This is a genomic window from Aeromonas sp. R5-3 (assembly GCF_040908225.1).
GTDB lineage: Bacteria > Pseudomonadota > Gammaproteobacteria > Enterobacterales > Aeromonadaceae > Aeromonas > Aeromonas dhakensis.
Window position 1 is genome coordinate 78,975 of sequence record NZ_JBFODH010000027.1, and the last position, 12,072, is coordinate 91,046.

At 62.9% G+C, this 12,072-nt stretch carries 13 protein-coding genes; 5 read left to right on the top strand and 8 right to left on the bottom strand.

The window, feature by feature from the left end; genetic code table 11:
- Positions 1–17: 17 nt before the first annotated feature.
- Positions 18–896 carry a LysR family transcriptional regulator gene (locus AB5Y95_RS18895; protein WP_010635038.1) on the bottom strand — a complete coding sequence of 293 codons (879 nt, stop codon included), beginning with the start codon at positions 894–896 and terminating at the stop codon, positions 18–20.
- Positions 897–1,020: 124 nt separating this feature from the next.
- Here AB5Y95_RS18895 and AB5Y95_RS18900 point away from each other — a divergent pair, with 124 nt between their 5' ends.
- Complete coding sequence (locus AB5Y95_RS18900; RefSeq protein WP_005309357.1) at positions 1,021–1,458, top strand: PACE efflux transporter; 438 nt, start codon at positions 1,021–1,023, stop codon at positions 1,456–1,458.
- A 95-nt stretch (positions 1,459–1,553) separates the two neighbouring features.
- On the opposite strand, the gene AB5Y95_RS18905 is transcribed toward AB5Y95_RS18900, so the two are convergent.
- Positions 1,554–1,892: a hypothetical protein gene (locus AB5Y95_RS18905; RefSeq protein WP_019839856.1), complete on the bottom strand. Its 339-nt coding sequence runs from the start codon at positions 1,890–1,892 to the stop codon at positions 1,554–1,556.
- A 193-nt stretch (positions 1,893–2,085) separates the two neighbouring features.
- Here AB5Y95_RS18905 and cutA point away from each other — a divergent pair, with 193 nt between their 5' ends.
- The 4 genes from cutA (at position 2,086) to AB5Y95_RS18925 (ending at position 5,205) form a co-directional block, all read left to right on the top strand.
- Positions 2,086–2,403, top strand: a complete 318-nt coding sequence (gene cutA / locus AB5Y95_RS18910; RefSeq protein WP_195879562.1) for a divalent-cation tolerance protein CutA — start codon at positions 2,086–2,088, stop codon at positions 2,401–2,403.
- Complete coding sequence (locus tag AB5Y95_RS18915) at positions 2,400–4,190, top strand: protein-disulfide reductase DsbD (RefSeq protein WP_323992741.1); 1,791 nt, start codon at positions 2,400–2,402, stop codon at positions 4,188–4,190. The genes cutA and AB5Y95_RS18915 overlap by 4 nt, the downstream gene beginning before the upstream one ends.
- A complete protein-coding gene (locus AB5Y95_RS18920) occupies positions 4,180–4,713 on the top strand; it encodes a GNAT family N-acetyltransferase (RefSeq protein ID WP_323992743.1) in 534 nt (177 codons plus the stop codon). Before AB5Y95_RS18915 ends, AB5Y95_RS18920 begins: the two co-directional genes overlap by 11 nt.
- Positions 4,714–4,791: 78 nt before the next feature.
- The gene (locus AB5Y95_RS18925) at positions 4,792–5,205 is read left to right on the top strand and encodes a hypothetical protein (RefSeq protein ID WP_005309347.1); all 414 of its coding nucleotides are present in this window, start codon (positions 4,792–4,794) and stop codon (positions 5,203–5,205) included.
- 30 nt (positions 5,206–5,235) lie between these two features.
- Here the strand turns inward: AB5Y95_RS18925 and AB5Y95_RS18930 are convergent, their stop codons facing one another.
- From AB5Y95_RS18930 to AB5Y95_RS18955, 6 genes are all read right to left on the bottom strand, one after another.
- Positions 5,236–5,775: a hypothetical protein gene (locus AB5Y95_RS18930; RefSeq protein ID WP_279973934.1), complete on the bottom strand. Its 540-nt coding sequence runs from the start codon at positions 5,773–5,775 to the stop codon at positions 5,236–5,238.
- Between the two features lie 230 nt (positions 5,776–6,005).
- The gene (locus tag AB5Y95_RS18935) at positions 6,006–7,307 is read right to left on the bottom strand and encodes an FAD-binding oxidoreductase (RefSeq protein ID WP_337077137.1); all 1,302 of its coding nucleotides are present in this window, start codon (positions 7,305–7,307) and stop codon (positions 6,006–6,008) included.
- A 221-nt stretch (positions 7,308–7,528) separates the two neighbouring features.
- Entirely contained in the window at positions 7,529–8,608 is a 1,080-nt protein-coding gene (fbaA, locus tag AB5Y95_RS18940; protein ID WP_005309342.1) for a class II fructose-bisphosphate aldolase, read from the bottom strand.
- Positions 8,609–8,723: 115 nt separating this feature from the next.
- Complete coding sequence (locus AB5Y95_RS18945; RefSeq protein ID WP_005309339.1) at positions 8,724–9,887, bottom strand: phosphoglycerate kinase; 1,164 nt, start codon at positions 9,885–9,887, stop codon at positions 8,724–8,726.
- Between the two features lie 62 nt (positions 9,888–9,949).
- Entirely contained in the window at positions 9,950–10,960 is a 1,011-nt protein-coding gene (gene epd / locus AB5Y95_RS18950) for an erythrose-4-phosphate dehydrogenase (RefSeq protein WP_010635047.1), read from the bottom strand.
- A gap of 49 nt (positions 10,961–11,009) precedes the next feature.
- Positions 11,010–11,939: an ROK family protein gene (locus AB5Y95_RS18955; protein WP_368161813.1), complete on the bottom strand. Its 930-nt coding sequence runs from the start codon at positions 11,937–11,939 to the stop codon at positions 11,010–11,012.
- Positions 11,940–12,072: the final 133 nt, after the last annotated feature.

Below are 12,072 nucleotides of genomic sequence, written 5' to 3' on the forward strand. Positions count from 1 at the left end.
CGAAGCCAAGCGCCCTGCTAGCGCACCCGCGCCAGCAGGGCCTCCTTCAGCCAGCGCCCCGCCTGCCCGAGTGGGCGGGCGCGATGCCACTGCAGCTCCAGCGCCAGCTCGGGCTGGGTGATGAAGTCCGGCTTGAGCACCACCACCTCGCCCCGAGCCAGCGGCCGGTGCAGCAGAAAATCGGGCACTGCCGCCCACCCCAGCCCCAGTTTCACCAGCTCCAGGATCCCGAGATCCCCCTCTACCCACCACACCTGCGCCGACAGGCGAAAGCGATGGCGCTCCGTCCCCTCCCGTCGCCCTGTCACCAGCAGCTGGCGAGCCCCCTGCAGATCGCTCTCCCGCAGCGGCGCCTTGTGGGCCAGCGGATGTTCGGGGGAGACCACCAGCGGCATGGCGACGCCTCCCAGCGAGCGGGCCACGATCTCCTGCTGCGGGTGCTCCTTCTGATAGCTGATGCCGAGCTGGGCGCGGCCGCTGATCAGCATCTCGGTGAGATCCTCCATCAGCGGAAACAGCAGCTCCAGCTCAACCGTCGGGTAGTGGGTGGCGAACTCCTCCAACACGGCGCCGAGCCAGGGCAGGTGGGAGTCATCATCGATGGCCAGGGTCAGGCGCGACTCGACGCCGCTGGCCAGCTCGCCGGCGATGGCCTGCAAGCGGGCGCTCTGGGCCAGCAAGATGCCTGCCTCCTGGCTGATGCGCACGCCCGCCTCGGTCAGCACCGGATAGCGGCCGCTGCGATCGAACAGCTCCAGCCCCAGATCTATCTCCAGATTGGCGATGGCGGTACTGACTACCGATTGCGCCTTGCCCAGCTGGCGCGCGGCCGCCGAGAAGGAGCCCGCCTGCGCGGCGGCCAGCAATACCCTGAGTTGTTCCAGCGATGGGTTCATCGTCCTGCTCCTGCAAATGCGGTAATCCATCTATTTTAGCGATGGATACCAACGTGAAACTATCAACAAATAGGGATAGATTGCCAACCAGTCAGTCAACATAGCTGTTTAAAGAGAGGAATTTATGCGTACCCGCAATGACCGTATCCGCCACGCCATCGGCTTTGAAGTGATAGGTCTGCTCATCGCAGCCCCCCTGGCCAGCTGGATCACAGGCATCGAGCTCAGCCACATGGGGCCGCTGGCCGTCCTGTTCTCGGTACTGGCCACCGTCTGGAACTATGTCTACAACATCGGCTTCGACAAGCTGCTGCTCAAGTACCAGGGTCACCCGCACAAGACCTTGTGGCAGCGCGTGGTCCATGCGTTCGGCTTTGAAGGGGGCTTCATGGCGCTCACCCTGCCGGTCATCGCCTGGTGGCTGGATCTCGCCCTGCTGGCGGCGCTGGCGCTCAATATCGGCTTCGTGACCTTCTATCTGGTCTACGCCTTCGTCTACAACTGGAGCTACGACAAGGTGTACCCGATCCCGGGTCAGTGGCAGCAGAACGCATTGGGTTGAACGACGGCAAAAAACGGTGGGAAAAACGAGGCACCATCATGCAAGAGGCATGATGGTGCTGGGGGAGGACAAGCCCGGCGGGCCTGCCGCGGCCTTCAGGCTTGTGCCTTCAGCTCTTCGGTCTGGGCCTCTGCCTCGGCCTCCTGGGTCAGCATGGCCTCAAGGTCGCTCTGGTACTGGGTCAGCAGACGCTGGGCCGCCACCATGTCACCCTTGTGCAGGCGCTCGAACAGATGGTGTTGCACCACACCGTTGAGATACTCCACCGTGACCGGTTGCTCCAGGGTCTCCAACAACTCCTCTTTTTCCAGCTCGGCATTGATTTCATCGGCACTGGTACGCAGCAGACCGGCCAGTTGCACCAACATACGGCGCTCACCTTCGCGCAACAGGCTCAACATGCGGTTTCTCTGCTGCTCATTCTGTTGGGTCATACATTTCCTTACGTCGAATGGGAACAAGCCCGCTCATTCTGCCTTGTCGCTCTGACAGCGTCTATCTCATGCCCCCCACTTATTTTCATGTCGCAGCCGCAAAGTGCGCCAGATGCTATTTGACCCGTCGCTAGGTATAGTAGCCACTGGTTTGCGGGCGCCTTGCCGCCCGGTACGGACGAGAAATTTCATCATGACTGACGCCATTCTGGTGCTTTGCACCTGCCCGGATGAGGCCAGTGCCGACCTCATCTGCGAACAACTGCTCGACCGGCGGCTGGCAGCCTGCATCAACCAGCTGCCCGGCCTCACCTCCGTCTATCGCTGGCAGGGCCGGATCGAGCGGGCCACGGAGATCCAGCTCATCATCAAGTCGCAAGCGGCCCTGTTCGAGCCGCTGCGCCAGTGCATTCTTGCTCATCACCCCTATGAGGTGCCCGAGATCCTGGCGCTGCCGACAAGCCTGGGCCACCAGCCCTATCTCGACTGGATAAAACAGGAAACCTCATGACACCGTTTCGCCTGCTCTCTTCCCTGCTGTTGCTCTGCGCCCTGCTGGCCGGCCTGGGCTCACTGCCGGCCCGGGCCAGCAGCACAGATCTGCTGAGTGCCCTCGGCATCGAGGCCAGCGCCCAGCCCAAATTTCTGAAAGTGGACGAGGCGTTCGTCCTCGAGAGCGAACAGCAGGGCAACCGGCTGCTGCTGCGCCTGCGCATCGCCGACGACTACTACCTCTACCGCCACCGCTTCAGCTTCCAGGGCGAGAACCTCACCTTCGAGGAGCCGGTGCTGCCTGCCGGCACCGATCATGAAGACGACTTCTTCGGCAAGACCCAGGTCTATTACCGGGAGGTGCAGATCCCCGTCACCCTGACCGAGGCGGGCCAGCAGGCCAGCCTCAAGATCAGCTATCAGGGCTGTACCGATGGCCTCTGCTATCCCCCGACCGACAAGCGGATCGCCGTCGAGCCCCTCGTCGCCGAGCCGCCGCATGATCAGGTCGATGCACCCACGCCGGCCCCGGCCAGCAGTCAGCAGGATCAGCTGGCGGCCGCCCTCGGCAACCAGGGTTTCTGGCTCAGCGTCGCCGCCTTCTTCGCACTGGGGCTCGGCCTCGCCTTCACCCCCTGCGTCTTCCCCATGTATCCCATCCTGACCGGGATCATCGCCGGGGCCGGCCATCGCCTCTCCACCCGCCGCGCCTTCCTGCTCTCCTTCGTCTACGTGCAGGGGATGGCGGTCACCTACACCCTGCTCGGGCTGGTGGTGGCGTCGGCAGGCTTGAAATTCCAGGCCGCGCTGCAGCACCCCTATGTGCTGATCGGGCTCTCGGTGATGTTCGTGCTGCTGGCCCTCTCCATGTTCGGGCTCTATACCCTGCAGCTGCCGAGCAGCCTGCAGACCCGACTCTCCGGTCTCTCCAACCGCCAGCAGGGCGGCTCCGTGCTCGGGGTCGGCATCATGGGGATGATCTCCGGCCTGGTCTGCTCCCCCTGCACCACGGCCCCCCTCTCCGGCGCCCTCATCTACGTGGCCCAGAGCGGCGATCTCTGGCTCGGCGGCGCGGCCCTCTACGCCCTGTCGCTCGGCATGGGGCTGCCTCTGCTGCTGCTCGGCACCTCGGGCGGCAAGCTGCTGCCCAAGGCGGGCGCCTGGATGGACGTGATCAAGCAGCTGTTCGGGTTTGCGCTGCTGGCGGTGCCCATCCTGCTGCTCTCCAGGCTGTGGAGCGATCAGGTCGCCACCCTGGCCTGGCTCGGCTGGGGGCTGCTGCTGTGCGGCTACCTCTACCATCACAACCAGCACCAGCAACATTCGGTGGGGCGCAGCCTGCGCGGTTTCGTGCTGCTGCTGGCGATGATCAGTGCCGTGGTGGTGGGCAAGGATCTGCTGCTGCCCTCCCAGGGCGCCAGCGTCGCCGCCCAGGCCGAGACGCCGGCCTTCATCCGCATCAAGACCCTGGACGATCTCAAGACCCAGCTGGCCGCCGCCCGCGGCAAGCCGGTGCTGCTCGATCTCTATGCCGACTGGTGCGTGGCCTGCAAGGAGTTCGAACACAAGACCTTCAACGACCCCGCCGTGCGCGAGCGCTTCGGCCAGATGGTACTGCTGCAGGCGGACGTCACCGCCAACGACGATGCCGATGTGGAACTGCTCAACGGTCTCAACGTGCTGGGCCTGCCGACCCTGATCTTCTTCGACCGCGCCGGCAATGAAGTGAGCGGCCAGCGGGTGACCGGCTTTATGGGGCCCGCCGAGTTCCTCGGTCAGCTGGACAGGATTGGCGATGCCAACTGAGCTGCGTCAGCTGCAGGCAAGCGATGCGCCCGCCCTGCAGCGGCTGTTCGAACTGGCTCCAGCCTATCAGGCGGCGATAAGTCACGCGCCGCTCTGCGCCCAGGCGGCAGAGGAGGCGCTCACGGCCTGTCCGCCGACGCTGCCCTTCTCTGCCAAACAGGTGATCGGGCGCTGGGAGGCGGGGGAGCTCACCGCCGTGCTCGATCTGCTGCGCGGCTACCCCGAGCCCGCCACCGCCTATCTGGGGCTGCTGCTGGTGGGCGAGCCCTGGCAGGGGGCCGGCCGCGGTCAGGCGCTCTATCTGCACGCCTGCACGCTGGCTCGCGCCTGGGGCGCAACCCGGCTGCGCCTGTCGGTCATTGCCAGCAATGAGGTCGCCTTGTCCTTCTGGCAGCGCCGAGGGTTCACCGAGTGCTATCGCCGCGAGCTGGCCGGCTACCGGGCCGAGGCGATCGTGCTGGAGCGTGCCATCGACCCTGCCCCTTCCGGGCACGCCCCCTCCCTCTCGCCCCTTACTGACTGATTTTTCTGGCAATCCCTTGTATATGGTCGGCAGCATGGCAAAATTTGCCCTTTCCCGTCTCGTTCGTCCGGAGTTTTGATGAAAAAGTGGTTCATCCCCCTGCTGGCCCTCTGGCTCTATGGCTGTTACGCAGGTCCAGGTGAAGAGGCAATCCGGACCCAGGTCACCGCCAAGTTGCAGGCAGACACCGACGCCAATCTTTTCGAGATCAGCGACTTCGCCATCCTCGATAAAGAAGAGCGCATGGAGGGGGTCTATCTGGTCAAGGTGAGCTACCAGCTCCACTTCAAGCGGGGGCTGGAGCAGTTGCAGGTACTGCAGGACGAGGATCTGGTCTATGACAGGGTCGGCCCCTTCCAGCAGGAGATGGGGCTGATGGAGCTGGAACGCAAATACGGCGAGTTCGAGGCGGGCCAGGTGCTGCCGCAGCAGGCCGAGGTGTGGATGATGAAGACCGAGCAGGGCTGGCGTCTGGCCGAGCCCGCTCACTGACGCGGCCCCGGCCAGGCAACCCGGGCCGACTCAGGCCTGGGTATCCACCATATAGCCCTTCCGGTCGGGCGCGTCGCTCGGGATCTTGCTGGCAAAGGCCGACAACAGATCCATCAGAGTCACCCCGCTACCGCTGTTGCCGCTGCTCTCCAGCAGGCTGGAGAATTGACTCTGCAGGGCGCTCACCTCGCTGCCAGGCTCCCCTTCCCCATCCAGCTGACCCAGCAGGCTCTGCAGATCCAGCTTCATGGGATTGTCATTGCTGCCAGTGGCGATGGCCTTGCTCCCCTCCTGCTGAGCGTGCAGGGCATCCATCAGGCTCGCCATGAAGGAATCGAGTGAACCACCGCTGGCGGCGGTACTCTCGGTACTCTCACCGCTCTCTTCCTCGCTCTTGCCCGACAGGCCTAGCTCGGCCAGCACCGACTTGAGATCCTGCTCCATCTTGTTGCTCGCACCGGGGGGCGGCGGGGGCGGCATCTCTGGTCTCTCCTGCCGTTCGCCGCTGCGCGTTGCCAGCAGTTGCGCCAGCGAGCCGACGCTTCCCGCGGCTGTTACGTTTGTTGTCATTGTCCTGATCTCCTGAGCGGGGCCGCCGCTGATCCTCAGCGGCTCGAACCCCGTTCACAGATGGCAAACCCCGCGCCAATCCGGTGTATTCCTCTGATCAGCACAAGAAATTGGCGCACGATGGATTTTTGACAACTCCGGCTATAAAGCGAGGCAACGGCAGGATAAATCCGGCTGGCCGGCAAACGGGGCGGCAACCGCTTGCCGAGCCGTGGCAAGCCCTGACTCGCTTAGAACAGATCCTTGAAGCGGTACCAGAGCATGCCGAGCGCCAGCAAGGGCGAACGCAGCGCCGGGCCGCCGGGGAAGGTCATGTGCGGCACGCGGCCAAACAGATCCAGCCCCCGGCTCTCCCCCCTGATCGCCTCCGCCACCAGCTTGCCCGCCATGTGGGTAGCGTTGAGGCCGTGGCCGGAATAGGCCTGGGCATAGAAGACGTTGGGATGATCCGCCAGGCGGCCGATCTGGGGCAGCCGGTTGGCCCCTATGCCTATCATGCCGCCCCACTGGAACTCGATGGCGGTCTCCGCCAGCTCGGGAAACACCCGCAGCAGCTTGGGCAGCATGAAGGCCTTGATGTCGCGAGGATCCCGTCCCGAGTAGTTGCAGGCCCCGCCAAACAGCAGCCGGCCGTCGGCGGAGAGGCGGTAGTAGTCGAGCGCCACGTTTTGATCGCACACCGCCATGTTTTGCGGCAGCAACCGCTGGCGCAGCCGTTTCTCCAGCACCTCGGTGGCGAGAATGTAGGAGCCCGCCGGCAGCACCTTGCCCCCCAGCTCGGGGTTGAGGTCGTTAAGATAAGCGTTGCAGCCGATCACCAGGTAGTCGGCGCTGACCCGGCCATGAGCCGTGGTGACCTGCAGCCGTTCACCATAGTCGATGTGCACCACTCTGGATTGTTCAAACAGCGCCACCCCCAGGCTGGCCGCCGCTCGCGCCTCACCCAGCGCCAGATTGAGAGGGTGCAGGTGGCCGGAGCCCATGTCGATCATGCCGCCGATGTAGCGATCCGACCCCACCACGCTATGCATATCTTCGTGCGCCACCAGTTTCAGCTCGTGCCGGTAGCCGAGGCTCGCCAGGTGCGCCGCCTCCTCTGCAAACCCGGCCAGATGGCGCTGGCGGGTGGCGAGATCGCAGTAGCCCCAGCGCAGGTCGCAGTCGATGTTGAAGCGCTCGACGCGCTCGCGCACCAGCTCGACCGCCGCCAGCCCCATCAGATCGAGCTCGCGCACACCCTCTTCACCAATCCAGCGGGCGAACTGGCTGGTGTCGTGACCGATACCACGGATGAGCTGACCGCCGTTGCGCCCGGAGGCGCCCCAGCCGATACGGTTGGCTTCCAGCAGCACCACCTTGTAGCCCGCCTCGGCCAGATTGATGGCGGTGTTGAGACCGGTGAAGCCGCCGCCGATGATGCAGACCTCGGCATTGCACTCCCCGCTGAGCTCTGGCCACTGCTGATTGTCATTGCGGGTGGCCGCGTAATAGGAGGCCACGTGTTCCTGATGTGTGTTGTGCTTTCCCTGCATGTTCAGCATCCTGCCCTGGTCCCGTTGCGTTTACTAAAATAAACGGCCTGTCATCGATAATACGCAGGCCCCCGCCGCCAATCCAGCCCGCCGGGATCACAGAAATGCAAAAGGCGCCCCAAAGGACGCCTTGTCACGAGCCGACCGCCCATCGCGATCCGCACTCATGCAAAAGGCGCCCCGCAGGGCGCCTTTTCATGCAATCAAGGTGCTGTAACGAATTACAGTACGTTGATGGCGTTCAGGTCGGAGAAAGCCTGTTCCAGACGCTTGATCATGGAAGTCTGACCGGCACGCAGCCATACGCGCGGATCGTAGAACTTCTTGTTCGGCTTGTCGGCGCCTTCCGGGTTGCCCAGCTGACCTTGCAGGTAGGCTTCGTTGGTCTTGTAGAAGTCCAGGATGCCTTCCCAGGTCGCCCACTGGGTGTCGGTGTCGATGTTCATCTTCACTACGCCGTAGGAGATGGACTCGCGGATCTCTTCCAGAGTGGAACCTGAGCCACCGTGGAATACGAAGTCCAGAGACTTGGCCGGAATGCCGAACTTCTCGGACACGTACTTCTGGGAAGCGTCCAGGATGGACGGGGTCAGCTTGACGTTACCCGGCTTGTAGACACCGTGCACGTTGCCGAAGGAGGCAGCGATGGTGAAGCGCGGGCTGATCTTGGACAGACGCTCGTAGGCGTAGGCCACGTCTTCCGGCTGGGTGTACAGAGCGGACTGATCCATGTGGCTGTTGTCGACGCCGTCTTCTTCGCCGCCGGTGCAACCCAGTTCCAGTTCCAGAGTCATGTTCATCTTGGCCATGCGGGTCAGGTACTCGCAGCAGATGTCGATGTTCTCTTCCAGAGACTCTTCGGACAGATCCAGCATGTGGGAGGAGAACAGCGGCTTGCCGGTTTCAGCGAAGTGCTTCTCGCCCGCTTCCAGCAGACCGTCGATCCACGGCAGCAGCTTTTTGGCAGCGTGGTCGGTGTGCAGGATGACCGGTACACCGTAAGCTTCGGCAACGGCGTGCACGTGCTTGGCACCGGAGATGGCACCGATGATGGCAGCCTGCTGACCTTCCAGCTTCAGACCCTTACCAGCGGTGAATGCAGCACCACCGTTGGAGAACTGAACGATAACCGGCGCTTTCACCTTGGCGGCAGCTTCCAGCACGGCGTTCACGGAGTCGGTACCGACGCAGTTGACTGCCGGCAGAGCGAAGCCGTTCTCTTTCGCGATGGCGAACACTTTCTGAACGTCATCACCAGTGATCACGCCCGGTTTTACGAAGTCGAAAATTTTCTTAGACATGTTTAATCGTCCTGTCTCGTATGCCGTTAATAAAAAATGGGGGGTTCATCATGAACCGGCACAGCGGCCACATGATAAACGAAACGGGAGGCTTTTGCCCCCCGTCTCGGGTCAATTAGGCTTTGGCGCGCTGTTCCAGAATCGCAACAGCCGGCAGTACCTTGCCTTCCACGAACTCCAGGAAGGCGCCGCCGCCGGTGGAGATGTAGGAGACCTTGTCGGCGATGCCGAACTTGTCGATGGCGGCCAGGGTGTCACCACCGCCAGCGATGGAGAAGGCCGGGGATTCAGCGATGGCGCGAGCGATCACTTCGGTACCCTTGGCGAACTGGTCGAACTCGAACACGCCGACCGGGCCGTTCCACAGGATGGTCTTGGCGTTCATGATGATGTCGGCCAGGGCCTTGGCAGAGTCAGGGCCGATGTCGAAGATCATGTCGCCGTCGGTCACGTCAGCAACGGACTTGATGGTGGCCGGAGTGGACTCGGAGAACTCGGCACCCACAACCACGTCGGTGGTCACCGGGATATTGGTTTCGGCAGCCAGTTTCTTGGCGGTGTCGATCAGGTCGTGCTCGCACAGGGACTTGCCGACGTTGTGACCGGCAGCAGCGATGAAGGTGTTGGCGATGCCACCACCGACCACCAGCTGGTCAGCGATCTTGGAGAGGGATTCCAGTACGGTCAGCTTGGTGGAGACCTTGGAGCCACCAACGATGGCAACCATCGGGCGCTCGGGCTTCAGCATGGCTTTGCCCAGAGCTTCCAGTTCACCAGCCAGCAGCGGGCCGGCACAGGCGACCGGAGCGAACTGGGCCACACCGTAGGTGGAACCTTCGGCGCGGTGAGCAGTACCGAACGCATCCATTACAAAGACGTCACACAGGGCGGCGTATTTTTTGGCCAGCTCTTCGGTGTTCTTCTTCTCGCCTTTGTTGAAGCGGCAGTTTTCCAGCACAACCAGCTCACCGGCGGCGACTTCTACGCCATCCAGGTAGTCTTTGGCCAGACGAACCGGGCAGGACAGTGCGTCTTTCAGATAGTTGACAACCGGAGCCAGGGAGAATTCTTCGTTGTATTCACCCTCGGTCGGACGACCCAGGTGGGAGGTGATCATCAGCTTGGCGCCCTTTTCCAGAGCCAGCTTGATGGTCGGCAGAGTCGCCACGATACGTGCATCGGAGGTGACCTTGCCGTCTTTTACCGGCACGTTCAGGTCAGCACGGATCAGAACGCGTTTGCCCGCCAGATCCAGGTCAGTCATCTTGATAACAGACATATTCAGTCCTCTATATTTTCAGGTAATGTTAAAAACAGTAACCTTGCGCCCGGTGCAGGCTCTCAGCCTGCGGCCATCATGGCCCGGGTGGTATCCAGCATGCGGTTGGCGAAGCCCCATTCGTTATCACACCACATCAACATCTTGACGAGGTTGGCATCGCTGACCCGGGTCTGGGTACCATCAATGATGCAGGAGTGAGCATCATGATTAAAGTCTACGGAGACCAGTGGCTCTTCCGTGTAATCCAGAATACCGCTTAATGTACCTCTGGATGCCCGTTGCAGGGCTTGATTTACGTCAGTAACCGTCACTTTTTTACGAACAGTAATACTGAGATCCATTGCCGTTACATTGATGGTCGGTACCCGTACCGCGATCGCCTCGAACTTGCCGGCGAAGTGGGGAAGGATCCGCTCCAACCCCTTGGCCAGCTTGGTATCCACCGGGATGATGGACTGGCTGGCGGCGCGGGTTCGGCGCAAGTCGCTGTGGTAGGCATCGATGACTTGCTGATCATGCATGGCCGAATGAATTGTCGTAATAGTACCACAATTTATCTCGAATTCTCGATGCAATGTTTCGATGACGGGGACCACGCAGTTGGTGGTGCAGGAGGCGTTCGAGACGATCCGCTCGCGCCCGGTCAACACCTGATGATTGACCCCGTAGACGATGGTGGCGTCCACGTCCGCCTCGGCCGGATGGGAGAACAACACCTTGCCCGCCCCCGCCGCCAGATGCAGCTCGGCATCGGCCCGCGAGCCGAACACCCCGGTGCAATCCAGTACCACGTCCACCCCCAGCGCCCGCCACGGCAACCGCGACGGATCCCGCTCGGCGAACAGGGAGATGAGATCCTCCCCCACCAGCATGCTGTTGCCGGCCAGCTGCACCGGATGGTGGAAGCGACCGTGGCTGGTGTCGAAGCGGGTCAGGTGCACCATGGCTTCGGGGGCGGCCAGCTCGTTGATGGCCACTATCTTGATGTTCTTGTCGCGGCCGCTCTCGTAGAGGGCCCGCAGCACGTTGCGGCCGATCCGCCCGTACCCGTTGATGGCAATCTTGATCATGAAAATTCCGGGTCCTCAGCATGGACAAAGGGACAAGCGGATGGCTGACTCACGACAGCAGGGCATCCTGAAATTCACCGCGGGCCAGCAGTGCCGCCCCGAATACCCCGGCGCTGTCCCCCAGGGCTGGAGCAATAATGGGGGTGGCGAAGCGGGGATTAAAGAGGAAGGGCAAAATAGTCTCCCGTCCCGCGCTGTACAGGCTCTGCACGTTGCCCACCCCGCCGCCGATGACGATCACGTCCGGATCCAGGATGTTGACCACGTTGGCCAGCGCCTGGCCAAACAGCAGATGCAGCCGGTCGATGGTGAGCTTGGCCACGTGGTCGTGAGCCGTCGCCGCCGCTATCTTGGCCAGTGGCAGGTGACGCTTGGCCTTGGCCTCGTACCAGGCCTCCAGCGCCGGGCCGCAGATGAAGGTCTCGACGCAGCCGCGCTTGCCGCAGTAGCACTCGGGGCCGTCGGGTGAAAGCACGTTGTGGCCCCACTCGCCGGCGATGCCGTGGTGGCCGTTGAGGATGCGGCCGTTGATGACGATGCCGGAGCCCACTCCGGTGCCCATGATGATGCCGAACACTACCTTGGCATCAGGGTGGTGCTGGCGCACGGCTCCCAGATGGGTTTCCGCCAGCGCGAAGCAGTTGGCGTCGTTGGCGATAAGCACCGGCACGCCGAGCCGGCGCTCCAGATCTTCCTTGAACGGCTTGCCGTTGAGCTCGGTGGTGTTGCAGTTCTTCATCAGGCCGGTTTGCGGATCCCGCGCCCCCGGCGTCCCCATGCCGATGAGGGTCGGCCGCTGGCCGAGCTTGTCGGCGCACTCTGCCACCAGCTTGGCGATCTGGCCGATCATGTGGTCATAACCGCCGGCACGCTCGGTGGGAATGCGATGGCGCAGCAGCACCTCGTCCCCGTCCAGTACCACGCACTCGCACTTGGTACCGCCAAGGTCGATACCCCAATCCAACAACCTGTTGCTCATCCTGCCTCCAGCCATGACCGCAGGGCGCCAGCTCCGGGGTGCACGCTGCCGTGCCCGCCTGAAGTCGACCGCCCTCTACCGGGTTGCAGTGTAACCCGAGCGGCGGTCAGGATGCAGCCCCCGCCGCAGGCAG